Origin of the sequence: Micromonospora sp. NPDC049282, assembly GCF_043197045.1 — a bacterium.
Taxonomy (GTDB): domain Bacteria; phylum Actinomycetota; class Actinomycetes; order Mycobacteriales; family Micromonosporaceae; genus Micromonospora.
In genome coordinates this window covers 54,885-80,230 of the sequence record NZ_JBICSL010000016.1, presented here as the reverse complement: position 1 = coordinate 80,230, position 25,346 = coordinate 54,885, and the positions used below count along the sequence as shown (strand labels likewise).

25 protein-coding genes and 1 pseudogene are annotated in these 25,346 nt (G+C 72.5%); 7 read left to right on the top strand and 19 right to left on the bottom strand.

The features are described 5' to 3' along the window. Nucleotides 1-93: 93 nt before the first annotated feature. The 7 genes from ACGFI2_RS23855 to ACGFI2_RS23825 all read right to left on the bottom strand — a co-directional run bounded on the left by ACGFI2_RS23855 (nucleotide 94) and on the right by ACGFI2_RS23825 (nucleotide 5,702). Nucleotides 94-1,212, bottom strand: coding sequence for a branched-chain amino acid ABC transporter permease (locus ACGFI2_RS23855; protein ID WP_393520811.1), 1,119 nt, complete (start codon nucleotides 1,210-1,212; stop codon nucleotides 94-96). After that, nucleotides 1,209-2,099, bottom strand: coding sequence for a branched-chain amino acid ABC transporter permease (locus ACGFI2_RS23850; RefSeq protein WP_393520809.1), 891 nt, complete (start codon nucleotides 2,097-2,099; stop codon nucleotides 1,209-1,211). Before ACGFI2_RS23850 ends, ACGFI2_RS23855 begins: the two co-directional genes overlap by 4 nt. Further along, nucleotides 2,099-2,887 (bottom strand): ABC transporter ATP-binding protein, encoded by a 789-nt coding sequence (locus ACGFI2_RS23845; RefSeq protein ID WP_393520807.1) that lies wholly within the window; start codon nucleotides 2,885-2,887, stop codon nucleotides 2,099-2,101. The genes ACGFI2_RS23850 and ACGFI2_RS23845 overlap by 1 nt, the downstream gene beginning before the upstream one ends. A gap of 56 nt (nucleotides 2,888-2,943) precedes the next feature. After that, complete coding sequence (locus tag ACGFI2_RS23840; RefSeq protein WP_393520805.1) at nucleotides 2,944-3,687, bottom strand: ABC transporter ATP-binding protein; 744 nt, start codon at nucleotides 3,685-3,687, stop codon at nucleotides 2,944-2,946. 4 nt (nucleotides 3,688-3,691) lie between these two features. Then, entirely contained in the window at nucleotides 3,692-4,894 is a 1,203-nt protein-coding gene (locus ACGFI2_RS23835; protein ID WP_393520803.1) for a substrate-binding domain-containing protein, read from the bottom strand. A gap of 270 nt (nucleotides 4,895-5,164) precedes the next feature. Beyond that, a complete protein-coding gene (locus ACGFI2_RS23830; RefSeq protein WP_393520903.1) occupies nucleotides 5,165-5,284 on the bottom strand; it encodes an LPXTG cell wall anchor domain-containing protein in 120 nt (39 codons plus the stop codon). A 91-nt stretch (nucleotides 5,285-5,375) separates the two neighbouring features. After that, complete coding sequence (locus ACGFI2_RS23825; protein WP_393520801.1) at nucleotides 5,376-5,702, bottom strand: hypothetical protein; 327 nt, start codon at nucleotides 5,700-5,702, stop codon at nucleotides 5,376-5,378. Between the two features lie 86 nt (nucleotides 5,703-5,788). Between ACGFI2_RS23825 and ACGFI2_RS23820 the strand changes: the two genes are divergently transcribed. Continuing rightward, nucleotides 5,789-7,123, top strand: coding sequence for a TrkH family potassium uptake protein (locus ACGFI2_RS23820; RefSeq protein WP_393520799.1), 1,335 nt, complete (start codon nucleotides 5,789-5,791; stop codon nucleotides 7,121-7,123). Beyond that, entirely contained in the window at nucleotides 7,113-7,781 is a 669-nt protein-coding gene (locus ACGFI2_RS23815) for a potassium channel family protein (protein ID WP_393520797.1), read from the top strand. The genes ACGFI2_RS23820 and ACGFI2_RS23815 overlap by 11 nt, the downstream gene beginning before the upstream one ends. A 68-nt stretch (nucleotides 7,782-7,849) precedes the next feature. Here ACGFI2_RS23815 and ACGFI2_RS23810 read toward each other — a convergent pair whose 3' ends face one another. The 7 genes from ACGFI2_RS23810 to ACGFI2_RS23780 all read right to left on the bottom strand — a co-directional run bounded on the left by ACGFI2_RS23810 (nucleotide 7,850) and on the right by ACGFI2_RS23780 (nucleotide 16,548). After that, nucleotides 7,850-9,475 (bottom strand): serine/threonine-protein kinase, encoded by a 1,626-nt coding sequence (locus tag ACGFI2_RS23810; protein WP_393520795.1) that lies wholly within the window; start codon nucleotides 9,473-9,475, stop codon nucleotides 7,850-7,852. Between the two features lie 71 nt (nucleotides 9,476-9,546). After that, nucleotides 9,547-11,100, bottom strand: coding sequence for a fused MFS/spermidine synthase (locus tag ACGFI2_RS23805; protein WP_393520793.1), 1,554 nt, complete (start codon nucleotides 11,098-11,100; stop codon nucleotides 9,547-9,549). Nucleotides 11,101-11,136: 36 nt separating this feature from the next. Further along, entirely contained in the window at nucleotides 11,137-12,177 is a 1,041-nt protein-coding gene (locus ACGFI2_RS23800; RefSeq protein ID WP_393520791.1) for a coiled-coil domain-containing protein, read from the bottom strand. Nucleotides 12,178-12,296: 119 nt separating this feature from the next. Continuing rightward, nucleotides 12,297-13,106 carry an inositol monophosphatase family protein gene (locus tag ACGFI2_RS23795; RefSeq protein ID WP_393520789.1) on the bottom strand — a complete coding sequence of 270 codons (810 nt, stop codon included), beginning with the start codon at nucleotides 13,104-13,106 and terminating at the stop codon, nucleotides 12,297-12,299. Further along, nucleotides 13,099-13,551: a response regulator gene (locus ACGFI2_RS23790; protein WP_393520787.1), complete on the bottom strand. Its 453-nt coding sequence runs from the start codon at nucleotides 13,549-13,551 to the stop codon at nucleotides 13,099-13,101. Before ACGFI2_RS23790 ends, ACGFI2_RS23795 begins: the two co-directional genes overlap by 8 nt. Further along, nucleotides 13,548-15,287, bottom strand: a complete 1,740-nt coding sequence (locus ACGFI2_RS23785; protein WP_393520785.1) for an ATP-binding protein — start codon at nucleotides 15,285-15,287, stop codon at nucleotides 13,548-13,550. Before ACGFI2_RS23785 ends, ACGFI2_RS23790 begins: the two co-directional genes overlap by 4 nt. A gap of 22 nt (nucleotides 15,288-15,309) precedes the next feature. After that, nucleotides 15,310-16,548, bottom strand: a complete 1,239-nt coding sequence (locus tag ACGFI2_RS23780; protein ID WP_393520783.1) for a PP2C family protein-serine/threonine phosphatase — start codon at nucleotides 16,546-16,548, stop codon at nucleotides 15,310-15,312. A 264-nt stretch (nucleotides 16,549-16,812) separates the two neighbouring features. On the opposite strand from ACGFI2_RS23780, the gene ACGFI2_RS23775 reads away from it, so the two are divergent. The 3 genes from ACGFI2_RS23775 to ACGFI2_RS23765 all read left to right on the top strand — a co-directional run bounded on the left by ACGFI2_RS23775 (nucleotide 16,813) and on the right by ACGFI2_RS23765 (nucleotide 20,590). After that, complete coding sequence (locus ACGFI2_RS23775; RefSeq protein WP_393520782.1) at nucleotides 16,813-19,191, top strand: M28 family peptidase; 2,379 nt, start codon at nucleotides 16,813-16,815, stop codon at nucleotides 19,189-19,191. Between the two features lie 79 nt (nucleotides 19,192-19,270). Next, a complete protein-coding gene (locus ACGFI2_RS23770; RefSeq protein WP_393520780.1) occupies nucleotides 19,271-19,741 on the top strand; it encodes a dihydrofolate reductase family protein in 471 nt (156 codons plus the stop codon). Nucleotides 19,742-19,855: 114 nt separating this feature from the next. Continuing rightward, on the top strand, nucleotides 19,856-20,590 hold the full coding sequence (locus ACGFI2_RS23765) for a hypothetical protein (protein WP_393520778.1): 735 nt from the start codon (nucleotides 19,856-19,858) through the stop codon (nucleotides 20,588-20,590). 247 nt (nucleotides 20,591-20,837) lie between these two features. On the opposite strand, the pseudogene ACGFI2_RS23760 reads toward ACGFI2_RS23765, so the two are convergent. Next, nucleotides 20,838-21,079, bottom strand: a pseudogene (locus tag ACGFI2_RS23760) (type II toxin-antitoxin system RelE/ParE family toxin). Next, nucleotides 21,076-21,375 (bottom strand): type II toxin-antitoxin system Phd/YefM family antitoxin, encoded by a 300-nt coding sequence (locus ACGFI2_RS23755; protein WP_393520776.1) that lies wholly within the window; start codon nucleotides 21,373-21,375, stop codon nucleotides 21,076-21,078. Before ACGFI2_RS23755 ends, ACGFI2_RS23760 begins: the two are co-directional and overlap by 4 nt. Nucleotides 21,376-21,479: 104 nt before the next feature. Between ACGFI2_RS23755 and ACGFI2_RS23750 the strand changes: the two genes are divergently transcribed. Continuing rightward, the gene (locus tag ACGFI2_RS23750; protein WP_393520774.1) at nucleotides 21,480-21,929 is read left to right on the top strand and encodes a GNAT family N-acetyltransferase; all 450 of its coding nucleotides are present in this window, start codon (nucleotides 21,480-21,482) and stop codon (nucleotides 21,927-21,929) included. A 146-nt stretch (nucleotides 21,930-22,075) separates the two neighbouring features. On the opposite strand, the gene ACGFI2_RS23745 is transcribed toward ACGFI2_RS23750, so the two are convergent. From ACGFI2_RS23745 to ACGFI2_RS23735, 3 genes are all read right to left on the bottom strand, one after another. After that, nucleotides 22,076-22,330 carry a Smr/MutS family protein gene (locus ACGFI2_RS23745; RefSeq protein ID WP_013288724.1) on the bottom strand — a complete coding sequence of 85 codons (255 nt, stop codon included), beginning with the start codon at nucleotides 22,328-22,330 and terminating at the stop codon, nucleotides 22,076-22,078. A gap of 56 nt (nucleotides 22,331-22,386) precedes the next feature. Next, entirely contained in the window at nucleotides 22,387-22,749 is a 363-nt protein-coding gene (locus tag ACGFI2_RS23740) for a M48 family metallopeptidase (protein ID WP_091065485.1), read from the bottom strand. A gap of 86 nt (nucleotides 22,750-22,835) precedes the next feature. Continuing rightward, nucleotides 22,836-23,606: an ROK family protein gene (locus tag ACGFI2_RS23735; RefSeq protein ID WP_393520772.1), complete on the bottom strand. Its 771-nt coding sequence runs from the start codon at nucleotides 23,604-23,606 to the stop codon at nucleotides 22,836-22,838. A gap of 85 nt (nucleotides 23,607-23,691) precedes the next feature. On the opposite strand from ACGFI2_RS23735, the gene ACGFI2_RS23730 reads away from it, so the two are divergent. Continuing rightward, entirely contained in the window at nucleotides 23,692-25,329 is a 1,638-nt protein-coding gene (locus ACGFI2_RS23730; protein ID WP_393520770.1) for an ABC-F family ATP-binding cassette domain-containing protein, read from the top strand. The last annotated feature ends 17 nt before the right edge of the window (nucleotides 25,330-25,346 follow it).

The following is a 25,346-nucleotide window of genomic DNA, read 5'->3' as shown; positions in this document are numbered from 1 at the left end:
ACCTCCCCCGACCGTCTGTTGATCAAGGAGTTTGCGTCACTCTAAGCCGGAGGCCAGACGCAAACCCCTTGATCAACAGGGGTGGGGTGGGGGTCAGGGGCGAGGGCGGAGGGCGGTCAGGAGGGGGGCCAGGCGGGACCTGAGGCTGGCCAGGCCGCCCGGGAAGAAGTAGACCGCCAGGATGAAGACCGTGCCCAGGACGAACAGGGGCTGGCTCAGCGGGTGGCTCAGGAACGCCGGCAGGCTGTTCACCGCGTCGCTGCTGCCGAACGCGGTGAGCCGGTGGTCCAGGTACATGTAGAGGATGCCGCCCAGCACCGGGCCCCACCGGGTGCCCGGGCCACCGAGCACCACCATGACCAACAGCGACAGGGTCAGCTCGGACGACGTGATGTGCGGGCTGGCCCCGCCCACGATTAGCACGTAGACCACGCCACCCGCGCTCGCCAGGCCGCCGGCCAGGGTGAACGCGACAAGCTTGAACCGGTACGGGTCGAGCCCGAGCACCCCGATCCGGCGCTCGTCGTCGCGCAGCCCGGCCAGCACCCGCCCGGTCGGCGAGCCGCTCACCCGGTGCACCACCAGGACCACCAGCGCCAGGTAGGCCAACGCAAGCCAGTAGAGGTTGACCGTGTTGGTGACGCCGACCAGCGCCGACGGCAGCCCGGACACGTCCAGCGGCAACCCCTCCTCGCCGCCGGTCAGCCCGCCGAAGTCCCGGGCCACCAGGATCGCCCCGACCTGCGCGAAGGCCAGCGTCACCATGGCGAACGCGATGCCCACGGTACGCAGCGCCACCGCGCCGAGCAGCGCGGCGAGGGTGGTCCCGCCGAGCACGGTCAGCACGGCGGCCTGCCACAGCGGCAGCCCGGCCTTGGTGACCAGCACGTCCGTGCCGTACACACCGGCGGCGAAGTAGAGCGCGTGCCCGAACGAGAGCATGCCGGTGCGCCCGAAGAGCAGGTCGTAGCCGGCCGCGAGACCGCCGAAGACCAGGCAGATGGCGAGCAGTTGCAGCGTGCCCGGCGAGTTGAGCGGCCCCTCGAAGATGCCCGGCAGGTCGAGCGTGGAGTAGGGCAGCACCGCCGCCACCACCAGGGCCACCACCGGCAGGTACGGGCGCAGCCCGTGCCACCGGGACCGGCCGGGGGTCAGCTCGTCGGGCACCGACGCCGGCGGCGCCGGCACCTCGGCACTCTTGACCTCGGTCATGCGTGAGCCACCTTTCCGGCCAGGCCCTGCGGACGCAGCAGCAGCACCACGGCGAGCAGGCCGACCACGCACAGGTCACCCAGCCCGGACGTGCCGTAGTAGTTGACGAACTGTTGCAGCAGCCCCACCGCGACCGCCGCGTACGCGGACCCGACCACCGAACCCATCCCGCCGATCACCACCACGATGAAGGCGAAGATCAGCAGCGAGCCGCCCTGGCCCGGCGAGACGGTGCCGAAGTAGACGCCGCCGAGCGCGCCGGCCAGCGCGGCGGCCGCCCCGCCGATCGCGAAGACCAGGGTGAACGCCTTGCGCACGTCGATGCCGAGCGCGGTGACCATCTCCCGGTTCTCCACCCCGGCCCGGATGATCAGGCCGTAGCGGGTCCAGCGCAGGAACGCCAGCAGCGCGCCGAGCACCACCACGGCGGCGACGATCAGCAGCAGCCCGGCGTTCGGCACCTGCGCGCCGAACACCGAGGTCACGTTCCGGCTCCAGTCGGGGCGCGGGAACGTCCGCGGGTCCGCACCCCAGGTGGCCTGGAGCAGCGCCACCCCGGCCAGTGACAGGCCGACGGTGACCAGCACCTGCTCGATGGTGCGGGAGTAGAGCGGCCGGATCAGCACCAGCTCGACGAGCACCGCGACCAGCGAGCCGGCCAGCACCCCGAAGAGCACCGCCACCACGAAGCCGAGGCCGTCCGGCCCGGCGCCGGGCAGGTTGCCCGCCGCCCACCAGGTCGCGTACGCGCCGACGCCGAGGAACAGGCCGTGCGCGAAGTTGAGCACGTCGGCGAGACCGAAGACCAGGGACAGGCCGGAGGCGACCAGGAAGTAGAGCGCCGCCAGGCCGAGCCCGGTCAACGTCAACAGGACCACCGTGTTCATCAGGCTGCGCCACCTTCCGTTCGCGACTGCGGGGCTCGCAGGACCGGCTCACTCCTCGCGCTCACCGGCACCTCCCCGGACCCCACACCCAGCAGCGACTTGGTCAGTGCGGTCTCCAGCAGCAACTCGCGGGCGTCGCCGGTCCAGGCGACCCGGCCGGCGGAGAGCACCACCGCGTCGGACGCCAGTCGCCGCACCACCGCCAGGTTCTGCTCGACCAGCAGCACCGGCACGGATTCCGCGACCCGCTCCAGCACCTCGGCCACCTCGGTCACCACCTTCGGCGCCAACCCCTTGGTCGGCTCGTCGACCAGCAGCAGCCGGTTGTCGTTGAGCAGCACCCGGCCGATGGCGAGCATCTGCTGCTGCCCGCCGGAGAGCGAGCCGGCCCGTTGCCGTCCGCGCCGGTCCAGCTCCGGGAAGAGCGCATAGACCTTGTCGTACGCCGGGGTGGTGCCCCGCCGTTCCGCGAGCCGCAGGTTCTCCGCGACGGTGAGCCCGGCGAAGACACACCGGTCCTCCGGCACGTAGCCGAGGCCGCCGCGGACCAGCCGGTGGGTGGGGCGGGCCAGCAGGCTCTGCGCGCCCATCCGCACGGTGCCGCGCACCTCGCCGTTGCGAGGGGTGAGCCCGACGATCGCGCGCAGCGTGGTGGTCTTGCCGACGCCGTTGCGCCCGAGCAGCACGGTGACGCCGGTCGGCGCCACCTCGAACGACACGCCCTGGAGGATGTGCAGCCCGGCGATCCGCACGGACAGGTCCGTCACGGACAGGACAGGTTCGACCACTGTGCCGCCCTTCGTTCGCGACTGCGGGGCTCGCAAACCCGGCTCACTCCTCGCGCTCACAGCGACTCCCCCAGGTACGCCTCCTGCACGGTGGCGTTGGCCATCACCGTGTCCGGGGTGTCGCAGGCCAGCAGCGCGCCGTGGTGCATCACGGCGATCCGGTCGGCCAACTCCAGGATCACGTCCATGTGGTGCTCCACCATGAGCACCGCCCGCCCGCTGTCCCCGGTCAACGACTTGATCACGCTGACCAGTTCGGGCACGTCCTCGGCGCTCACCCCGGCCATCGGCTCGTCCAGCAGCATCACCCGGGGCTCCCCGGCGAGCAGCAGGGCGATCTCCAGCTTGCGCTTCTCGCCGTGGGCGAGCGTGCCGGCCAGCGCCGTACCCCGGTGGTGCAGGCCGACCCGGTCGAGCGCCGCGTCGGCGGCGGCGGCCACCTCCCGGTCGGCCGCCGCCCGCCGCCACAGCTTCATCGAGCCACCCCGGTGCGCCTGTACGGCGAGCCGGACGTTCTCCCGCACCGTCAGCGACCCGAAGACCGAGGACGCCTGGAAGGTACGCCCCAGGCCGAGCCGGGCCCGCCGGTGCGGGGGGAGCGCGGTGACGTCCGCCCCGTCCAGCAGGACCTTCCCTTCGGTGGGCCGGCGCAGGCCGGTGATCAGGTTGAACAGTGAGGTCTTGCCGGCGCCGTTGGGCCCGATCACGCCGAGGAACTCCCCCGGCTGCAGGTCGAGGTAGACGGAGTCGACGATGGCGACCTCACCGATCCGCCAGGTCAGACCGCGGGTGGCGAGCACCTCCTCAGCCCTTCATCTGCGCGACCGGCGGCGCGCTCTCGTCACCGGTCAGGGTCTTCTGCGCGGTCGCCGTGAACGCGGTGCCGCTGCCGGCGAGCTTGGCCTGGTACATCGGCTGGAGCAGCGCGTGGTCCTCGGCGCGGATCTTCATGGTGCCCTTGACGCCCTCGAACTCCCAGCCCTCCAGCGCCTTGACCATCTTCTCCACGTCGTCGCCACCCTCCTGCACGGCACGGACGACCATCTGCGCGGCGGCGAACCCGTCCGGGTGGAACAGGTCGAGCGTGCCGCCCTGGATCTTGGCCTTGGCGGCCTTGGCCGCCTCGGTGTCGCTGGCCCCGTCGAAGTAGTGCGACAGGAACGAGATCTTGCTGCCGGCCGCGCCGAACGTCGGCCAGGAGGCGCGGATGTCCAGACCGGTGACGACCGTGGTGGAGGCGAGCACGCCCTGCTGGTCGAGCGTCTGCCACATGGCGCCGGCCGTGGTGCCGGCCCAGGCGACGAAGAGCAGGTCCGGCTTGGCGGCCTTGATCTGGCTGGCGAACGGGGTGAACTCGGAGGCGCTGGCGGGCGCGCGGACGCTGCTCACGGTCGCGCCGGCGCCGCCGATCACGGCCTTGACGGCGGCCTCGTTCGCGTCGCCGAACGCACCGTCCTGGGCGAAGACGACGACCTTCTTGCCGGCCGCGTCGCCGATGAACGACTTGGCGGTCACCACGTCCTGCCAGGACTGCCGGCCGGACCGGAACGTGTACTTGTTCGCGCCGGTCACCGCGTCGGTGGCGGCCGGCCCGGAGATGAACAGCACCTTGTTCTGCGCGGCGATCGGGGCCACCTGGAGCGCCACCCCGGAGGAGGTCGACCCCGCGATGATCTTCGTGCCCTTGCCGATCAGGTCCTTGGCGGCGGACACCGCCTTGGCCGGGTCGCCCGCGTCGTCGGACTCGGTCAGCTCGATCTTGCGGTCACCGACCTTGCCGGTGCCCTTGGTGGCGAAGTCGAGGCCGGCCTTGAACCCCTCGATGTACTGCTTGCCGTAGCTGGCCAGCGGCCCGGACTGGGAGTAGACCAGGCCGACCTTGACCGGCGCGGCGTCGCCGCCGCCGGAGGCGGTGTCCTGCGGGCTGCCACAGGCGGTGGCGGCCAGCGCGGCCGCCATCATCGTGGCGGCGGAAAGGAACACCCGTCGCGTGTGCCGGATCGTCATTGCGACTCCAGGTGAGGACAGGAGGATTGTCAGTTGTCGGCTCACGCTAGAAGTGACGTCACCCACGGGCTATGTGGCCGAAACACACAAGTAACCAGGGTGGGGTGGCCCGCCGTTACAACCACCCCCGACAGGTGGATCACCACCCCGTGCCCGGTGGCCGCCGGCACCACCCGGCGGGACGCCGCTGTGTCGCGCCCCGCCATCGATTCAGAACGCGCGGCGGCCCGGCGGGAGTGTTCCGCCGGGCCGCTGCGATCGGGTACGGGTTCAGAGCTGGAGGCGTGCCTTCCGGCGCACCCGGCTGAGCCCGATCAGGAGGCCGCCGGCCGCCAGCAGACCGCCACCCAGGTAGGAGGTCTGGGCGACGCTGTCGCCGGTGACGGGCAGCTCGGGCTTGCCACCCTTGCCGTCCCAGCCACCCTTGTCGTCCCAGCCAGTTCGGGGAGGTGGCGGGGTCCTGGGCGGTGGGATACCGCCACTACGGCGTGGTGAAGTCGGTCATCCTGTCGAGCCGGCGCAGGTTGGCGGTCTCGAAGCTCTGGAGGAAGACCGGGTCGTTCCGGTGGGTCAGCCGGTTCCGGCGGAGCACCGCGACCAGCGGCTCCTCCAGCGCGCGACCGATCGACGCGAAGTAGGTCGGGTGCTTCGTCTCCGGGTAGACGCCGATGGTCCGGCCGCGGGGGATCTCGAACCGGCCGTCGAACGCGGTGTTGGTCACCCGCACCTGCGGCAGCCACTCCTTCGCCCGCGGCGTCTTCAGCTCCGCCAGGGTGAAGTCCTCGGTGAACCAGCCGGTCACCGCCACCCCGTCGATGGTCTCCGTGGCCCGGCGTGACGTCCAGTTGGTCGGTTCCTGACCTGCCGGTGAATCTCCGGACGGAAGATGACGTGGTGCGCCGACTGCTCCGGAAGCCGGTACGGCTGGTGCCGCTCGGGTTCCTGGCGGTGATCCTGATCGGCACCGGGCTGCTCATGCTGCCCTGGGCAACCAGCCAGCAGCGCTGGACCCCGTTCCTGACCGCGCTGTTCACCTCCACCTCGGCGGTCTCGGTGACCGGCTTGGCGATCAACGACACGCCGAACTACTGGAACAACTTCGGGCTCGTGATGATCACCGTGTTGACCCAGCTCGGCGGCCTCGGCATCCTGACCGGCGCGTCACTGGTGATCCTGGCGGTGTCCCGGCAGCTCGGCCTGAGCAACCGGCTGCTCGTGCAGGCCGAGACCGCCGAGTTCGGTCTCGGCGACGTACGCCGGCTGCTGCTGCGGATCGCGGCCACCGTGTTCGTCACCGAGACGCTGATGACCGCCGTGGTCAGCGGACGCTTCTGGCTGGTCTACGACTACCCGCCCGGTCATGCGCTCTGGTCGGCCGTGTTCCACTCGGTCCAGGCGTTCAACAACGGCGGCTTCGCCCTCTACAGCGACGGGCTGGTCGCCTTCTCCCGGGACCCCTGGGTGGCGCTGCCGCTCAGCGTCGGCGCGATCATCGGCGGGCTCGGCTTCCCGGCGCTGTTCGAGGCGGTACGCGAGTGGCGGCGACCGGGCCGGTGGGCGGTCGCCACCAAACTGACCGTCTGGGGCAGCGTGGTGCTCACCGCCCTCGGCTTCGGCTACCTGCTGCTGGCCGAGTGGGCGAACCCGTACACGCTGGGCACCTTCGACGTGCCGGGCAAGGCGCTGGCCGCGTTCACCCAGATCGCGTTGAGCCGCACCGGCGGCTTCGACGTGATCCACGTCGGACGGCTCACCGAGGAGAGCTACCCGATGTTGATCGGCCTGATGTTCATCGGCGGCGGCAGCGCCAGCACCGCCGGCGGCATCAAGGTCTCCACGTTCTTCCTGCTCGGCTTCGCCATCTGGGCGGAGCTGCGCGGCGAGCCGGACACCACGGTCGGTCGTCGCCGGGTGTCCCAGGCCAGCCAGCGGCAGGCGCTGACGGTCGCCCTGCTCAGCGTCGCCCTGGTGGTCGCCGGCACGATCGGGTTGATCGCGTTCACCACGCACGTGCCCTTCTACGCCGCGCTCTTCGAGGTCACGTCCGCGTTCAGCACCACCGGCCTCACCGTCGGTCTCACGCACCAACTGCCGGAGTCCGGCCAGTACCTGCTGGTCGTGCTCATGTACGTCGGCCGGATCGGGCCGCTCACCCTCGGGTCGGCGATCGCGTTGAACACCCGGCGACGCCTGTACCGCTATCCGGAGGAGCAACCCATTGTCGGCTAGAGACTCGGACCACACCGCTGTCCTCGTGATCGGCCTCGGCCGGTTCGGCTACCACGTGGCCGGCGCGCTGGAGCGACTCGACCACGAGGTGCTCGCCATCGACCGGGATCCGGCCCGGGTCCAGCGTTGGTCCACCGAGCTGGACCGGGTGGTGCAGGCCGACGCCACCGAGGAGCTGGCGCTGCGCCAGCTCGGCGTGGCCGACTTCGACCGGGTGGTGGTCGCCATCGGCGCCTCGGTCGAAGCCAGCGTCCTCACCGTGCTGACCCTCACCGAGCTGGGCATCCCGCAGATCTGGGCGCGGGCCACCTCGGAGAAGCACGCCAAGATCCTGCACTCGGTCGGCGCGCACCACGTGGTGTTCCCGGAGGCGGAGACCGGCGAGCGGGTGGCGCACCTGATCGTCAGCCGGCTGCTCGACTTCATCGAGTTCGGCGACGACTTCGCGATCGCCAAGGTCCGGGTGCCGGCGCCGCTGGTCGGGCGCGCGCTGCGCGAGCTGGCCCCACGCGACCGGTACGGGGTGATGGTGGTCGGCGCGAAGCTGCCCGGCGAGCCGTTCCGCTACGTCGATCCGGACACCGTGCTGCCGCCGGAGAGCGTGCTCATCGTGGAGGGCGGCATCACCCAGGTGCAGCGCTTCGCCGCGCTGACCTGACCGTCAGCCCTTCGGCCCCTTCCCCTTGCCCTTGGGCTTGCCCGGCCCACCCCCCTTCGGCTGTTCGCCTACCCTTTTCCCTTGCCGTTCTCCTTACCGTTGGCCTTGCCCTTGCCGGGCTTCGGCGGTTCCGCCTTGGGTTTCGACGCCGGCTTCGCCTTCGCCGGCCCGCTCTTGGCGGTGGTCTTCGTGGGCGGCTTAGCCGGCGCCTTCTTCGGCGCGGTGGTGATCGGCACCGACCCGGCGATGCCGGACACCTGCACCCCGCACGCGCTGCCGCCGACCTTGAACTCCACCGGCAGCGTGTTGCTCCCGGTGTAGCGCCCGGCCAACGTGAGCTTCGTCGACGCGCCCGGCGCCAGCACCGGGGCGGCCGCCGGGGCCGCCACCGACACGGTCCGCCCCACCTGGCGTGCCGGCGGCCGGGCCGTGGTGACCGCCTGTTTGCCGGGGAAGCTGAAGCTCATGGTCCAGTCGCGCAGTTCCCGGGTGCCGGTGTTGGTGAGCGTCAGCTCGGCCGAGAAGTCCTTGCCGGTGTCGCGGCGCAGCGAGTAGTCGACCGCGCAGGGCGTCGGCTCGGGCAGCCCCATCCGCGCCTCGGTCGGCTCCACCCCGCCGCTGGCCGGGCTCCTCGACGTCACCCCCCACATCGCGGCGGTGACCGCGATCAGCCCGGCGGCGGCCACCCCGGCCTCCACCCTGCGCCGCCGCGCCACCGACCGTTGGGTCCGGGTGCGGATCGCCGAGTACGGCAACGCGTCGGTCGCCGCCGACCAGGGCAGGATCGTGGTGTCGGCGTTCTCCGTCAGCGCCGGATCCACGCCGCCGAACGCCGGTGACACCGGCACGATCGACGCGATCCCGACCGCCTCGGCGAGCGTACGGGCCACCTCGGGGGTGAGCGGGCGGTCCTCCGGACGCTTGGCCAGGCAGCGCTGGACCAGGTCGGTGACCTGCCCGGGGAGCCCCGGCACCGGCGGCATCGGGTCCGGGTCGCGGTACATGTGCGCGCGCAGCATCTGGGTGGTGGTGCTGGCCTGCCACGGCAGCCGGCCGGTGAGCATCCGGTAGAGCAGCAGCCCGACCGCGTAGACGTCGGTGGCCGGCGAGACGTGACCGTTGTCCAGCCGCTCCGGGGCGAGGTAGGCGGGCGTGCCGAGCAGCGCCCCGTCCGGCCCCTTGTCGCTCTCCCCCACCAGCGCCGAGATGCCGAAGTCGACGACCTTCACGCCGGTCGGGGTGAGCATGACGTTGCCGGGCGTGACGTCCCGGTGCACCACGCCCCGGGCGTGCGCGGTGGCCAGCGCCGAGGCGACCTCCGCGCCGATGGTCAGCGCCTCGCGCCAGGGCAGCTGCCCGTCGCGGCCGAGCCGGCCGCTGAGCGGGCCGCCGTCGACCAGCTCCATGACCACGTACGGCACGGTCAGCCCGACCTGGACCGACTCGCCGTAGTCGTACACGTTGGTGATGTTGGGGTGGCAGAGCCGCGCGGCGGCCTGCGCCTCGACGCGGATCCGGTGCCGGAACGCCTTGTCGCTGGCGAGCCGGGAGGCGAGCACCTTGACCGCCACCTGCCGGCCGAGCACCTCGTCGTAGCCGCGCCAGACCACCGACATGCCGCCCGCGCCCAACTGCTCGACCAGGCGGTAGCGCTCACCCAGTAGCTGCACGCCGTTCCTGACCGCTGCACCCATGGTCGGTGCAGTTGCCCGAAGTCGACCTCGCTACACCTGTCCGGCCGGAATCGGTCAGGAACGTCACCCGTTCAGGCGGTCGCCAGGAGTTGGTCCACCGGGGCGAAGTCGTCGGTGAGCACCCGCGCGTCGCCGACCCAGGCGGCCGTCCTCGCCTCGTCGAGCAGCTCGGCCGGCTCGGGGAAACGCTTCAGGCCGGCGGGGATCCCGGCCAGCGGCAGCGGGACGTCCGAGGCGACGATCACGAAGTTCGCGCCGTGCCGGCCGGCGATCGCGCCCGGCGGGGCGATCAGCGCGACATGGTCGAACACGGCCGAGACGGTGGCCAGCTCGGCCCGGACGAACCGGTCCGGCGGATAGTCGATCACGTTCTGCACGTAGATCCCGTCCGGGCGGACCACCCGCCGGATGTCCTCGGCCATCTCCCGGGTGGCCAGGTGCCAGGGCACCACCAGGTGGCCGAACGCGTCACCGACGACGAAGTCCCGGCTGTCGGTCGGCTCGCCGCCGAGCAGCACCCGCGCGTCGCCGACCCGGGCGCGCAGCTTCGGCCCGGTGCGCAGGCCCATCTCCTGCCGGTCCAGCTCGACCAGGCCGCCGTCGACCTCGAAGACCAGGTTGTCGGTGCCGGGCCGGGTCGCGGCCAGGTAGCCGGGGACGGTGAAGCCGCCGCCGCCCAGGTGCAGCGCGTCCATCGGCTGCCCGGTCGGCCGCGCCAGGTCCGCGACCAGGCCGACCCACTGGGCGTACGAGTATTTCAGGTGGGTCGGATCGGTCAGGTCGACGTAGGAGTGCTCGGCCGAGTTGAGGTAGAGCGTGCGCCCGTCCGGCGAATCCGGGTCCACCTCCACCCGGGCGCAGTGGTAAGCGGTCTCCACGTCGCACGGGTTCGGCGCGGCCGCGGTGAGCCCGGCGGCGGAGAGGCCGAGCAGCGCGAGCGCCGCCTTGGCCCGGCCCGGCGTGGACAGCCCGGAGCCGGACCGCCGCCGTAGCCAGAACCCCAACGCCAGGCCGGTCACGCCGAGCACGGCGGCCAGCGCCAGCACGATCACCGAGCTGGGCAGCGCGGCCACCAGGATGAAGCCGGTGCCGAGCGTGGCGGTGATGCCGCCGAGCGTGCCGATGCTGGAGAGCTTGCCGACCACCTGGCCGGTGCGGCGCAGGTCGGCGAGCTGGAGCTTCACCACCAGCGGGGTGATCCCGGCCAGCAGCGCCGCGGGCAGCAGCACGGTCAGCGCGGTCAGCAGGAGCACCGCGCTGGCCGCGCCGCCGCGCAGCGCCTCACCGGCGTACCGGACGATCGGCAGGGTGATCGCGGTGGCGATGCCGGCCAGCACCAGGGCCGGGGCCAGCAGGGCGCGCGGGTCCCGGCGGTCGGCGAGCCACCCGCCCATCCACGCCCCGTACGCGATGGCGGCCAGCGCCATGCCGATGACCGAGCTGGTGACCTGGAGCGTCACCCCGACGTACGGGCCGACCAGGCGCAGCGAGACGGTCTCCAGCACCAGCACCGCCCCGCTGGACAGGAAGACCAGGAAGGCGGCCAGCCCGTTCGGCAGGGCGTGCGGCGCGGCGGGCGCGTCGGTCGCCGGCTCGATGACGATGTCGGACGATGTGCTGCTCACCGTCGCGAGGGTACGCGGCGTTCCTGGTCGCCCGGGTCAGTACATCGAGATGTGAACATGGTTTGTGTGGTCGGCGGCCGGGCTGCCGCCACCGCTGTACGCCCGCCAGCCGGTGTTCGGCATCCAGATCTGCCGATACCAGATCACGTACATGATGCCGAGCCGGTTCGCGTTGTTCTTCGCCCAGCTGGCGAGGCGGTCACCGTACGACTTGTCGCCGCCGGTGGCGCTGCGGTCCTCGAAGCCGCCGCTGGCGGCGGCGAAGTCACAGGCCCGGCCCTTCGGGTGCTCGCCACCCCCGCCGCTGCGGTGGCAGGAGGCGTAGCGCGTGAAGCTCGCCGCCTTGGCCTGCTGGAGCATGTGCAGCGTGCGCGGCGTGATGCAGCCGCTGGCCGGCGTCGGGTCGTTCACCGAGCAGGACTCCGACGGCCACGACCCGTCCGAGTTACGGGGGGCCGGCTTGGCCGACGAGGAGCCGCCGTTGAAGCCGGATCCGGCGCCGGAGCTGACCTTCGCCAGCGCCACCTCGGCGTCCTTCTTCTTTCGGGCCTGCACGGCGACCTGCTTCGCCTGCTCCCGCACCTCGGCGTCGAGCGCCAGCTTCGACTCGGCGGCCTGCGCCTTCGCGGTCGCCAGGTCACCGAGGCGCTTGCTGTCCCGCTGGGCCATCATGTCCAGCTCGGCCGCCCGGTGCAGGAAGTCGTCCGGCCCGGAGGCGGCCAGCAGCATCGACACCGGAGTCAGCCGGCCCTGCCGGTAGGACTGCACGGCGACCTCGCCGGCCTGGGCGGTCAGCCCGACCAGGCGCGCCTCGATGTCCTTGAGCTGGACGCCCAGCTCGCGTTGGCGGCGCTTGGAGTTGTCCAGCTTGTTCTGGGCGTCGATGTGACCCTTGGCCGCGGCCTCCAGCGCCGCCCGGAGCTGCTTGCTGTCGCCCTCGTCGGGGGCGTTCGGGCTGGGCGCGGCAGCGGCCGGGCCGGCCGTCGCGAGGCCGGCGCCGAGCAGCACGGCCGTCGCGGCGAGCAGCGCGAGCAGTGACCGGCGGACCCGCCGGCCGGTGAGCCTGGTCCTGGGCACGTGATGGTCCTTCCGTCAACCGCGGTCACGATACCGGACCAGGCGCGTCGCGCCAGATCCGTGACCGCCGACGACGCGGATCGTCGACGCAGCGTGTCACGGCCGTCGCGCAGCGCTGCTCAGCGTGCCAGCAGCGCCGCGTACACCTCGTCCCAGATCTCCTCGCTGGCCGCGACCAGCAGGCCCCGACCCTCGTCGGCGGGGTGGTAGTCGGTGCCGTCGAAGCGGCGGGCCACCCCGCCGGCCTCCCGGACCAGCAGCGTGCCGGGGGTGTGGTCCCACGGCAGGGTGCGCCAGAACAACACGAACTGCTGCGCGCCGGTGAGCACGTCCAGGTATTCCCGGCCGGCGCAGTGCTGGCCGGGCAGCAGCTCGCCGATCCGCCGGCCGCCGGCCTCGACGTCGCGGCGGAAGTCGCCGGGCAGGAACTTCGTCATCGCGGTGCCGCGCAGCGCGCCCACCTCGGGCAGTGGCCGGGTGGTCCGCACCGGCGTGTCGTCCAGCGTGGTGCCCCCGTCGAGCCGGCCGACGGCCATCGTGCCGTCCAGCGGGTCGTAGACCCAGGACGCCACCGGCACGCCGTCGGTGAGCAGCGCCGCCATCAGCGCGAACGGCCGCTTCCCGGCGGCGAAGTTGGACGTGCCGTCGACCGGGTCGACCAGCCAGACGTCGCCGCCGCCGCGCAGGTGCCGCAGCAGGTCCGGATCCTCGGCGACGGCTTCCTCGCCGACCACCACCGAGTCGGGGCGCAGCCGCCGCAGGCCCTCGGAGATCAGCTTCTCGGCCTCGCGGTCGGCGACGGTGACCACCTCGCCGGGCGCCTTCTCGGAGATGTCGGACGGGTCGAGCCGGCGGAACAACGGCACGACGACCTCGGCCGCGGCCTCCCGTAGCAGCGCGGCAACGTCGTCCAGCAGCGGGTCAGCCACGCGGCGGCAGCTTGACCACGCTGACGAAGAACTCGTCGATCTGGCGGACCACCGAGATGAAGCGCTCGAAGTCCACCGGCTTGGTCACGTAGGCGTTGGCGTGCAGCTGGTAGCTGCGCAGGATGTCCTCGTCGGCCTGCGACGTGGTCAGCACCACGACCGGGATCCGGCGGAGGTGCTCGTCCTTCTTGATCTCCTCCAGCACCTCCCGGCCGTCCCGGCGGGGCAGGTTCAGGTCGAGCAGGATCAGGTCGGGCGTGACCGCGTCCGCGTACGGGCCCTCGCGGCGCAGGTAGGCCAGCGCCTCGGCGCCGTCGGAGACGACCGTCAGGCGGTTGCGGAGCTTGTGCTCCTCGAACGCCTCCTGGGTCATCAGCACGTCACCCGGATCGTCCTCGACGAGCAGGACCTCGATCGGGCTCTTGCCGTCCGCCGGCGCGGTCATCCCACCGTCTCCTTCATGTCACCGTTCGTATCCTGTCGGTCCGCCCCGGCAGGCGGCTCTTCCCGGGCCCGGCCGTCCGGCTGCGTCGCGTCGTCCGCCTGAGCGTCCCCGGCCGCCGGCTCCGCCGCCTCGGCGGCGTCGACCTCCGCCGCGCCCGCCGCGTTCTCGGCTGCCGCCGCCGCCTCGATGTCAGCCTCCAGCGCCGGCAACGTGAACCGGATCGTGGTGCCCTCCCCGGCCTCGGTGTCCACCCAGACCCGGCCGCCGTGGTATTCCACGATCTTCTTGACGATGGCGAGCCCGATGCCGGTGCCCGGGTACGCGTCCTTGGAGTGCAGCCGCTGGAAGATCACGAAGATCTTGTCGGCGAACTCCGGCTCGATCCCGATGCCGTTGTCCCGGCAGCTGATCTCCCACTCGCCGTCGACCAGCCGGGCCGAGACGTGCACCTTCGACGGCACGTCGGGGCGGCGGAACTTCACCGAGTTGCTGACCAGGTTGACCAGCAGGTTGGTCAGCAGCGGCTCCTCGCCGCGGATGGTCGGCATCTCGTCCCAGGTCAGCTCCGCGTCGGCGTACTGCCGGGCCGCCTCGGTCTGACCGGCCACGTCGCCCATCACCCGGTTCAGGTCGACCTCGGTGAACCCGGTGGTGAGCCGGCCGATCCGGGAGAACGCCAGCAGGTCGTTGATGAGCCGCTGCATCCGCTGCGCGCCGTCCACCGCGAACGCGATGTACTGGTCGGCCCGCTCGTCGAGCTGGCCGGCGTAGCGGCGCTGGAGGAGCTGGCAGAAGCTCGCCACCTTGCGCAGCGGCTCCTGCAGGTCGTGCGAGGCCACGTACGCGAACTGCTCCAGGTCACGGTTGGAGCGGGTCAGCTCCTCGGCCTGCTTCTGGAGCTGGTCGTTGACCCACTCGATCCGCTCCCGGGCCTGGCGTACCTCGTCCAGCTCCTGGGCGATCTTCTGCCGCATCTGGTCGATGTCGTCGGCCAGCCGGCGGAACTCCGGCGGGCCGGAGCCTTCGATGCGGTGCTGGTAGTCGCCCGCCGCCACCTCCCGCACCTGGCTGACCAGGCCGGCCAGCGGGCGGATGAGGATCCGGTCGAGCGAGAGCAGCATGATCGCGCCGGCCACCGCCACCACCAGCGCCGCGATGATCAGCAACACGACCAGCGTGTTGCTCGTCGAGTTGACCCGGTCGGCGGTCTGCTTCCGGACGGTGAGGACCTCGTCCTGGAGGGTGGTGATGGAGGCTCTTATCCCGTCGAACTGCTGGCGGGTCTGGTCGGTGATCAGCGCCTGGCCGGCCGTCGGGCCGCCACGGTCGGTGGCGGCGATCACCGGGTCGGCCACCTGGGCCCGCCACTGCGCGGTCTGCTGCTCGACCACGCCCAGCTCCCGACGTACGCCCGGGTAGTCGGCGGAGAGCCCGCGGATCGAGGCGATCAACGCCTGCTCGCGCTTCACGCCCTCCTGGTAGGGACCCAGGTCGTTGCGGTCGCCGTTCACCGCGTAGCCGCGCACCGCGGTCTCCTGGTCCAGCAGGACGCTCATCAGCTCCTGCGCCTGGACCCGCAGCGGACCGGTCTTGAGCAGCACCGCGTCGATGTTCTGCCGGTTCGTGGCGGCGACCGCCGCCTCCGCGGCGGCCAGCCCGAGCAGCAGCGCCAGGACCACGCCGAGCAGCACGACCACCCGCCGCCGCAGCGTCCACCCCTGCTGGTAAGCCTTCATCGCGCCTCTTCCGTTCGAGCCGTCACCGACCGCTGCCCCGCGTCACCAGGAGCATCGCCACGTCGTCGGCGAGCGGGCCGCCGTTGATCTGTTCGGCGCGGCCGACCAGCCAGGCGGGCAGCTCGGACAGCGGCACCGCGCGGTTGGCCGGCTCGGCGAGCAGGCCGGTCAGCCCGGGCACGTCGAGCCGGTCGTCGCCGCCGTCGACCCGACCCTCGATGAGGCCGTCGGTGTACATCAGCAGGGACCAGTCATCGGTGTCGAACTCCAGGTCGAAGGCAACGGAGCGGCGGGGCCGGACGCCGAGCAGCAGCCCGCCCTTGGCCGGTACCGGGGCGACCTTACCGCCGCTGAGCAGCAGCGGGGGCGGGTGACCGGCGAGTCGTACGGTGGCCCGGGCGGACGCCAGGTCGAGCCGGGCGGTGGCCACCGTCGCGAAGATCTCCTGAAGCCGGCGCTCGCTCATCAGCACCTGCTCCAGCGCGGGCAGCACCTCGTCGTCGGGCACCCCGGCCAGCACCAGCGCCCGCCAGGCGACGCGCAGCTCGACGCCGAGCGCGGCCTCGTCCACGCCGTGGCCGCAGACGTCGCCGACGATCAGGTCGATCCGGTCCGGCCGGGTCTGCACCACGTCGTAGAAGTCGCCGCCGATCAGCGCGGCGTGCCGGCCGGGCCGGTAGAACGTGTGCACCGACACCTCGTCGGTGGTCATCAGCGGCTGCGGCAGCAGGCCGCGTTCCAGGCGGGCCGACTCGGCCTGGCGCAGCTCCACCTCACGCAGCCGGCGGGCGTTCTCGTCGGCCCGCTTGCGTTCCACCGCGTAGCGCAGCGCCCGGGTCAGCAGGACGCCGTCGACCTGGCCCTTGACCAGGTAGTCCTGTGCGCCCTCGGCGACCGCCACGATGCCGAGGTGTTCGTCGGAGCGGCCGGTCAGCACGCAGACCGCGGCGCCGCTGGCCATCTCCAGCACCCGGCGGAGCCCGTCCAGGCCCTGCGCGTCGGGCAGGCCCAGGTCGAGCAGGACGCAGTCGACGCCCATCACCCGCTGGCGGGCCTCGCTGAGGCTGGTCGCGACCAGCAGGTCGATCATCGAGTTGGTCTCGGCGAGCAACTCGCCGACCAGGAAGGCGTCGCCCTCGTCGTCCTCGACCAGCAGCACCCGCAGCCGTTCACCGGGCGGGAGGCCGCCGTGCAGCCCCGAGCCGGCGCGGGGCACGGCACGGGGACCCGGCGCGTCGGTCCCCCGGTGCGGTCGGGCCACCGCCGCGAGTCGCGGGAGTTCGCTGGTGATGGCGGGGCTCCTTCCGAATGCCCTTGCTGATCCTGGCGGAGACAACGGTCGCACACAACACGGACCCCACCGTGGCGGCGGGGGCGACCCGTCCTCCCGGACAGCGACGCGGCCGACCCACGATGTTACGCGGGAGCGCTGCCAGCCCGGCAACGCACCGACGGGGAGTGCCGCCGTGCCCGGCGGGGGTGCAGGATGATGCCCACCCCCGTAGATCCACCCCGAGGAGTTCCCGTGGGCGCACCCCCCACCCGCCCCGCCGACCGCGCGTTCGCCAAGCCCCGCCGCCGGCTGCCCGCCGCCGTCGCGGCTCTGGTCGTGCTGCTCGCCGTCGGGGCGGGCGTCCTGGTCGGCCTCGCCACCCCGACGCCGCGCCCGGCGAGCGCGCCGGCCGGCGAGTTCAGCGCCGCCCGGGCGTACCGGAACGTCGAGGTGATCGCGGCCCGACCGCACGTCGCCGGCAGCGAGGCCAACGACCGGGTACGCGAACACCTGGTCGGCGCGCTGCGCGGGCTGGGCCTGGAAACCGAGGTGCAGGACGCGGTCGCGCCCGAGGCCGGTCAGCTCAGCGGCGCGGCCGGTGGGGCGACGCTGGCCCGGGTCCGCAACGTGGTGGCCCGGCTTCCCGGCACCGACCCGACCGGCAAGGTCTTCCTGGTCGCGCACTACGACTCGGTGCAGACCGGTCCGGGCGGCAACGACGACGCCGCCGGCACCGCCACCATCCTGGAGGTGGCCCGGGCGCTGAGCACCGGCCCGCGCCCCCGCAACGACGTGGTCTTCGTGCTCACCGACGCGGAGGAGGCGTGCCTGTGCGGCGCCGCCGGCTTCGCCGCCGACCACCCGCTCGCCGCCGACGGCGGGGTGGTGCTCAACCTGGAGGCGCGCGGCTCCACCGGTCCCGTGATCATGTTCGAGACGTCGCGGAACAACGCGAAGCTGGTGGACGTGTTCGGCCGGGCCGCGCCGCACCCGGTGGGCACCTCGTTCGCGGTGGAGATCTACCGGGCGCTGCCCAACGACACCGACTTCACCGCGTTCCTCGACCAGAAGTTCGTGGGCCTCAACTCGGCCTACATCGACGGCGGCGCGATCTACCACACCCCGCTGGACGTGCCGGCCCGGATGGACCGGGGCAGCTTGCAGATGCACGGCGACAACGCGCTCGGCCTGGCCCGCGAGTTCGGTCGCACCGACCTCGGCGACCTGCGGTCCGGCCACGACGACACCTACTTCCCGGTGCTCGGCGGGCTGGTCCGCTACCCCGGTGGGCTGACCCTGCCGCTGGCGGTGGCCGCGCTGCTCGCGGTGGGCGCGCTGGGCTGGCTGCTGCGTCGCCGGGGCCGGGCCACCGTCGGCACGCTCGCCGCCGGCTTCGGGCTGGCCCTGGCGCCGGTCGTCGTGGCCCCGCTGGGCGCGTGGCTGCTCTGGGCCGCGATCACCACGATCCGTCCCGGGTACGCCGAGCTGCTCGACCCGTACCGTCCGGTCTGGTACCGCCTCGCCGTGGTGGCGCTCGCCGCCGCGGTGCTCCTCTGCTGGTACGCGCTGTCCCGCCGCCGGGTCGGCCCGGCCGCGCTGGCGTTCGGCGGCCTGCTCTGGCTGGCCCTGTTCGGCGTGCTGCTCGCCGTGCTGGTGCCCGGCGGGGCGTACCTGACCACCCTGCCGGCGCTGGCCGGCGCGGTGGCCGGTCTCGCGGCGCTGGCCACCCGGCTGGACGGCCCGTGGCCGGTGGTCGCGGTGACGCTCGCCGGCGCGATGGCCGTGGTGGTTCTGCTGCCCCCGGTGGTGCTGCTCTTCCCGGCGCTCGGCATGGGCATGGGCGCGGTCGCCGCGCTGGTCGCGGTGCTGCTCGGCCTGGCCGTGCTGCCCGTGGTGGATCTGCTGCACCCGCGCGCGGGCGGCCAGCGCGGCCTGCTGGCGCTGCGCGCCCGCCGCCTCGGCGCGCTGCCCGCCGGGGCCGCCGCGCTCGCGGCGGTGGTGCTCGCCGGGGTCGGCCTGGCCGTCGACCGGTTCGACGCCGCGCACCCCGTGCCCACCCACTTGATGTACGCGCTGGACGCCGGCACCCGGAAGGCCGCCTGGCTCAGCCACGAGGACATTCCGCGGCCCTGGACCGACCACTACGTCGACCGGAACATCTCGGTGGCCGACGACTTTCCCGGCCTGGGCGACGGCGAGCTACGGGCCGGCCCGGCTGCGGCGGCTTCGTTGCCGGCCCCGAAGGTGGAGACGCTCTCCGACACCCGCGACGGCGACCAGCGGATGCTGCGGGTGCGGGTGACGCCGCAGCGACCGGTACGGCTGCTGACGCTGCACGTCGACACCGGCACCGCCACCGTGCGGGCCGCCTCGGTGGCCGGGCGGAACGTGCCGGTGAAGGCGCGCGCGGGCCGGTGGGGCTTCGGCATCGTGTTCCACGCCCCGCCGCCGGAGGGTGTCGAGGTGACGCTGACGCTGGTGCCGTCTTCCGACGCGGTGACCCTGCGCGCGATGGACGCCAGCGACGGCCTGTCCGGGCTGCCCGGCTTCCGGCCCCGGCCGGCGAACGTCGGCGTGGTCGGCTCGCACAGCTCGGAGATGTTGGCGGTGGCGCGCACGTACACGCTCTAGATTTTCTTCCCGGCGGATGTCGAGGGGATGCCGGACAGCTTCCACCCCCGGCTGAAAGGTGCCGACGGCGAACCCGGAGATGACGTTCCGGACCTCGGCGGCCAGCGCCGCGCACCTCCGCGCGCTGGTCGAGCGCACCGGGGCGCTCGTGGTCGGCCGCACGCTGTTCGACCTCACCAACGGCTGGGGCGGGCGGCACCCGCTGGACATGCCGGTGGTCGTGGTGACCCACCGCGTGCCGGAGGGCTGGGACGCCGAGGGCGAGTCGTTCGTCTTCGTCACCGACGGCATCGAGCGGGCGATCGAGCGGGCCCATGCTCTCGCCGGCGGGAAGCAGGTCGGGGTGAACGGCGGGACGATCGCGCGGCAGGTGCTGGAGGCCGGGTTGCTCGACGAGGTGCACGTGGACCTGGTGCCGGTGCTGCTCGGCGACGGGATCCCGTTCTTCTCCGGGCTGGGGATCGCGCCGGTGCAGTTGGAGGGGCCGTTCCGGGTGGTCGAGGGCAAGGAGGTCACCCACCTGGTCTACCGGGTGCCCCGCCGCGCCTGATCCACACCAGCTCGCCGAGGTGGCGGCATCCCGACCACTCGGACACCGCCACCTCGGCGAAGCGGAGTTGATCAAGAACCAGCGGGGTGGACCCCGTCCGCTACGGTCGCCTGCGTGATCGACGCGATCTCGGCCGCCGCGGTTCGGCATCGACGTACCGTCCTGATGGTGGGCCTGCTGGTGGCGACCGGGAACGCCGTCGCGATGGGATACGCGCCGGCCGTGGCGCGGGCGTTGTTCCTCCCACTCCTCCTTCTCACCCTGACCGCCCTGCTCCTGGCGATCATCAGCCTGGGGAGCCGGCCCGCCGTCCTGGTGGTGCTGCCGCAGACCCCGGCCTTCGCCCCGCCGGTCCCGGCGTGGCGTGTCCTCCTCACCCTGGGTCTCCTCGGACAGTCCTCCGCCACCGTCGGCGCATACCTGCGTTCCACCGAGACGGGCATCGCGACCACGTTCGACGCCGTCGTGGGCGTGCTCTGGCTCGGGGTGATCGCGCTGCTGGTCGCCGCGGCCTGGCGCGGGCACGACCTGTGGCTGAGCCCGGACGGCGTACGCACGATCGGGCTCCTCGGATCGCGGACGGTCCCGTGGGACGCCGGGCCGGACGTCGAGGCGCCCCGCGATGTCGACCGACCGCCGTTGCGGCTCCCGCTGACGGTCGCGAAGCCCGCGCTGGTGCGACGTCGTGGTCTGGTGGGCCGCGCCACCGTGCCCGTCGACAGCGTCGACGCCCGTTTCCTCGCCGCCGTGGTCAGCCACTACGTCGCCCACCCCCAGCACCGGGCCGCAGTCGGCACGCCGGACGAACACCGTCGACTGGTCGCCCACCTGCGCGGCGCGACCGGTTGAACCGACCGGCGCGGCGGGGTCATGGTCGACGGGACGAGGAGCTGACGAACGACTACGCCACCAGCACCGGAACCGCCGACTTCGCGATGGCGTGCGGATGCGGTTCGGCGCGGTGCCGCAGGCTGGTCACCGGCGACGACTGGCGGCTGGCGGACCTTCAGCACCGGTACGGGAACCACTGGGTCCCCGCTCTTCTAGCTCGGATTCAGGGGCCGCACACCGACAGCTCATTCAGGCCGGCGCGAACTCAGGAGTAGACGTCTTTCCGGTGCCCAACATCGTGGATGGTCAACTCGTCGCCGTCGAGGCGATAGAGCACCCGGTAGTCGCCGACGCGTAGTCGACGCCCAGATCCATCGCGCATCTCGGTGGAGTTCTGTGGCGCGGGGTCGAAACCAGGCCGAGGATCGCGCTCAGAACAGTGAGGAAGACGTTTCGCGGCTGTTTGTGCAGCCAGACCAGCACATCCCGATCGATCTGAACCTTCACGCCGCCTCACCGTTGGCCCGGTCGGCCAGCAGGGCCTCCACCTCCTTCGGATCGACCCCGAGCGACTCCAGGGCCGCCGACAGCGGTACGAACTGCCCATCGGCGCGGGACCGGGCGATCACCGCGGCGTCTCGGCGGTCTCGATATGCCTCGATCTCTTCCCACTCGTCGATGCCGATCAGCACGGCGACGGGCCGTTCGTACTTGGTGATGATGACCGGCTCGCCGGTGCGCTCGACCGCCTCCAGCACCCGGCCCGCGCCATCGCGAAACTCCCGCAGGGTCATCGTCGTCATGTACCGGACCGTACCGCACGGTACCGTTCGGCTGCTGGTGCGCCTGCAGAGACGGGAACTAACCTCCTCGCTTGGCCCCCCCCCCGCTCGCTACGCTGCGGCGCATGCGCCTAGAGAAGGTCACCCCGGACAACTACGAGCGGGCTCTCGCGCTGTCGGTGCGCCCCGACCAGGACGATCTGGTGGCACCGGTGGTCAAGTCGCTGGCCGAGGCGTACGTCTTCCCGGAGCACGCCTGGCCGAGGCTGATCTACGACGGTGACCGGCTCGTCGGCTTTCTCATGGCGTTCTTCGACATCCGGTGGGGCGACGACCCGGACGACGTGCGCGCCGGCATCTGGCGGCTGAACATCGCCGCCGACGCGCAGGGCCACGGCTACGGCCGCTTCGCCGTCGAGGCGGTGTGCGACGAGATCCGGACTCGGGGCGGCGACCTGGCGTACGTCACCTGGGAGCCCCGGCCGGGCGGGCCGGAACCGTTCTACCTGAAGCTGGGCTTCCGGCCGACCGGAGAGCGGAGCGAGGGCCAGACGGTAGCCGTGCTGGACCTGTAGGCGCCTCCCCGGTGTCGGTCCTCGCTGGCATGATCCATGCCGTGGCTTGATCGACACCAGTTCGAGGAGGTGGCTGGATCCGAGCGACCGGGATACCGCCACCTCGGCGTAGTGGAGTGGATCAAGCGCCGAACGGGCCGAGCGGGCTACTTCCAGCGGAAGTGGACGAAGAGGCGGCCGAAGTTCTTCGAGTCCTTCTCGACCCGGTGGTAGAGCTGCTTGACGTCCTTCTGGTCGAGGAAGCGCAGCACCTTCTTCTTGAGCGCGCCGGAGCCCTTGCCCGGGATGATCTCCACGAGCGTGGCCTTCTTCGCCACCGCCTCGTCCATGATCCCGCGCAGCGCGCGGTCGATGTCGTGGCCCTTGTTGTAGATGTCGTGGAGGTCGAGCTTGAGCTTCACGATCCCATCCTAGATACGGCGAAGGGCAGCCCACCCGGGCTGCCCTTCGACGGAACCTAACGACCGACCCGACCCTCCACCCGCTTGAGGGCGGTGGCGTAGTCGGTGTTGGTGGAGTGCATGGCCGCGGCGATGCGCAGGTGCCGCAGCGCGTCCGCCGGCCGGTTCATCCGCTCCAGCGTGCGACCGAGCACGTGGTGCGCGTAGTGGTCGCTCGGGTCCCGGTCGACCAGCTCACGCAGGTGCTCCTCGGCCCGGTTGAGCTGGGCCGACTGGAAGTAGGCCCGGGCCAGCAGCTGCCGCACCGAGGAGTTGTCGGGCTCCGCCTCGATGATCGGCTCGAGCAGCCGGGCCGCCCCGGTCGGGTCCCCGGAGTCGAAGAACATGGTCGCCCGCCGGTACTCCGCCAGAAGGTCCACTCGACCCACCTCCTCGTGTCGCGTCAGCCCTTTGTCCGACGCTGGCACAACACCGGAGGAACCGCGAGTGTTCCACCGGGTAAAGATCAGGGCGTGGGGTCGTACCGGTCACCCACCAGTTCCCAGGCGCGGACACCACCGACGATTCCGGCCGTGTTCGGGACGACCACGACGTCGTCCCCCATCCGGGCCACCTGCTCCGACCGGATCAGCCGCGAGTTGCCGCCGCCGAGGTAGAGCCGGTCCCAGCGGAACACCGGCCGCAGGCCGTCCACCACCTGCCGGATCCGCCGGGACCAGAACGCGTCGCCCAGGCGCCGCCGTTCCGGCTCCCCGACGTACGTGTCGTAGGTGGTGTTCCACCGCACCGGCGCGTGCGACAGCTCCAGGTGCGGGGCGAGCACCCCGCCGTCGAAGAGCGCGCTGCCCAGCCCGGTGCCGAGCGTCAGCACCAGTTCGCAGCCGGTGCCGGCGACCACGCCGGCGCCGTGCACCTCGGCGTCGTTGAGGACCAGCGCGGGCACGCCGAACGCCTCGGCCAGCGCGCCGCGCGCGTCGTACCCGGACCATTCCGCGACCAGGTCCGCATCGACGCGGCTGCGCGGCCCGGCGCGGGTCACGTAGTGCGGGGTGGCCACCACCACGCCGTGCCGGATCATGCCGGGCATGCCGACGGTGAGCCGGTCCGCCGCGGGCAGCCGGGTGGCGAGATCCCGCAGCGTGGCCACGAACAAGGACGGGGGCAGGGGGTACGGCGTGGGCACGCGCAACGGGCGGGCCCGCATGGTGCCGGCGGCGTCCAGCACGGAGGCCTTGATCCCACCGCCTCCGCAGTCGATCGCCAACGTGGTCACCACGGCTGTGAGTCTCCCTCAGAGGTGTACCTTCCCGAGCGCGGGTCACGGTAATCCGGATGCGCGCGCCGGTAGGCTCGGTGACCTGATGAGCGCCACGTTGATCGCCAAGGATCTCACCGCCGGCCACGGTGACCGCCTCCTCTTCTCCGACCTCGGCCTGGTCGTCGCGCCCGGCGACGTGGTCGGCCTGGTCGGGGTGAACGGCGCCGGCAAGTCCACGCTGCTGCGGACACTCGCCGGCCTCCAACCCCGGGAGCAGGGGTCGGTGGCGTTGAACCCGCCCACCGCCACGGTCGGCTACCTGCCCCAGGAGCCGGAACGCCGGCCGGGTGAGACGATCCGCGACTTCCTGGCCCGGCGTACCGGCGTGACCGCCGCGCAGGCCGCGCTGGACGCCGCCACCGAGGCGCTAACCGCCGGGGCGGCCGGCGCCGACGACGCGTACGCCATCGCCCTGGAACGGTGGTTGGACCTGGGCGGCGCGGACCTGGACGAGCGGGCCGAGCAGGTCGCCGCGGAGCTGGGCCTCGACGTGGGCCTGGACCACCCGACGGTGGGGCTGTCCGGCGGGCAGGCGGCCCGTGCCGGGCTGGCCTCGCTGCTGCTCAGCCGCTACGACATCTTCCTGCTCGACGAGCCCACGAACGACCTCGACCTGGCCGGGCTGGACCGGCTGGAGCGCTTCGTCACCGGGCTGCGCGCCGGCACCGTGCTGGTCAGCCACGACCGGGAGTTCCTCACCCGCACGGTCAACCGGATCGTCGAACTGGACCTGCACCAGCATCAGGTCAACCACTACGGCGGCGGCTACGCGGCCTACCTGGAGGAGCGCGCCGTGGCGCGCCGGCACGCCCGCGAGGAGTTCGAGGAGTACGCCGACACGAAGGCCGGCCTGGAGGCGCGCGCCCGGACCCAGCGGGCCTGGATGGAGAAGGGCGTGAAGAACGCCCGGCGCAAGGCCACCGACAACGACAAGATCGGCCGGAAGTTCCGGACCGAGTCGACCGAGAAGCAGGCGGCGAAGGCCAAGCAGACCGCCCGGCTGATCGAGCGGCTGGACGTGGTCGAGGAGCCGCGCAAGGAGTGGGAGCTGCGGATGGAGATCGCCGCCGCGCCCCGCGCCGGCGCCGTCGTGGCCTCGCTCCGAGGTGCCGTGGTACGCCGGGGCGGCTTCGCGCTCGGCCCGGTGGACCTGCAGGTCGACTGGGCCGACCGGGTGGCGATCACCGGGGCGAACGGCTCCGGCAAGAGCACCCTGCTGGCCGCGCTGCTGGGCCGGTTGCCCCTGGACGAGGGGCACGCCGCGCTCGGCCCGGGCGTGGTGGTGGGCGAGGTGGACCAGGCCCGCGGGCTCTTCCTCGGCGACCAGCCACTGCTCGACGCGTTCGCCGCCGCCGTACCCCAGCTCAACCCGGCGGACCTACGGACGCTGCTGGCCAAGTTCGGCCTGCGCGCCGACCACGTGCTGCGCCCGGCGGCGACGTTGTCCCCCGGCGAGCGGACCCGGGCCGCGCTGGCCCTGCTCCAGGGTCGTGGAGTCAACCTGCTGGTGCTCGACGAGCCGACCAACCACCTCGACCTGACCGCGATCGAGCAGCTGGAGTCGGCGCTGGCCGGCTACCCCGGCACGCTGCTGCTGGTGACCCACGACCGGCGGATGCTCGACGCGGTGAGCGTGAACCGGCGGCTGCGCGTGACGGACGGACGGATCGCCGAGGACTGATCCGTGCCGACCCGCCG

Coding starts and splice junctions, on each gene's coding strand:
- ACGFI2_RS23855 (WP_393520811.1), bottom strand. CDS start 1,212: ATGACCGAGGTCAAGAGTGCCGAGGTGCCGGCGCCGCCGGCGTCGGTG.
- ACGFI2_RS23850 (WP_393520809.1), bottom strand. CDS start 2,099: ATGAACACGGTGGTCCTGTTGACGTTGACCGGGCTCGGCCTGGCGGCG.
- ACGFI2_RS23835 (WP_393520803.1), bottom strand. CDS start 4,894: ATGACGATCCGGCACACGCGACGGGTGTTCCTTTCCGCCGCCACGATG.
- ACGFI2_RS23810 (WP_393520795.1), bottom strand. CDS start 9,475: ATGGGTGCAGCGGTCAGGAACGGCGTGCAGCTACTGGGTGAGCGCTAC.
- ACGFI2_RS23790 (WP_393520787.1), bottom strand. CDS start 13,551: ATGACCGCGCCGGCGGACGGCAAGAGCCCGATCGAGGTCCTGCTCGTC.
- ACGFI2_RS23785 (WP_393520785.1), bottom strand. CDS start 15,287: ATGAAGGCTTACCAGCAGGGGTGGACGCTGCGGCGGCGGGTGGTCGTG.
- ACGFI2_RS23770 (WP_393520780.1), top strand. CDS start 19,271: ATGACGTTCCGGACCTCGGCGGCCAGCGCCGCGCACCTCCGCGCGCTG.
- ACGFI2_RS23755 (WP_393520776.1), bottom strand. CDS start 21,375: ATGACGACGATGACCCTGCGGGAGTTTCGCGATGGCGCGGGCCGGGTG.
- ACGFI2_RS23750 (WP_393520774.1), top strand. CDS start 21,480: ATGCGCCTAGAGAAGGTCACCCCGGACAACTACGAGCGGGCTCTCGCG.
- ACGFI2_RS23730 (WP_393520770.1), top strand. CDS start 23,692: ATGAGCGCCACGTTGATCGCCAAGGATCTCACCGCCGGCCACGGTGAC.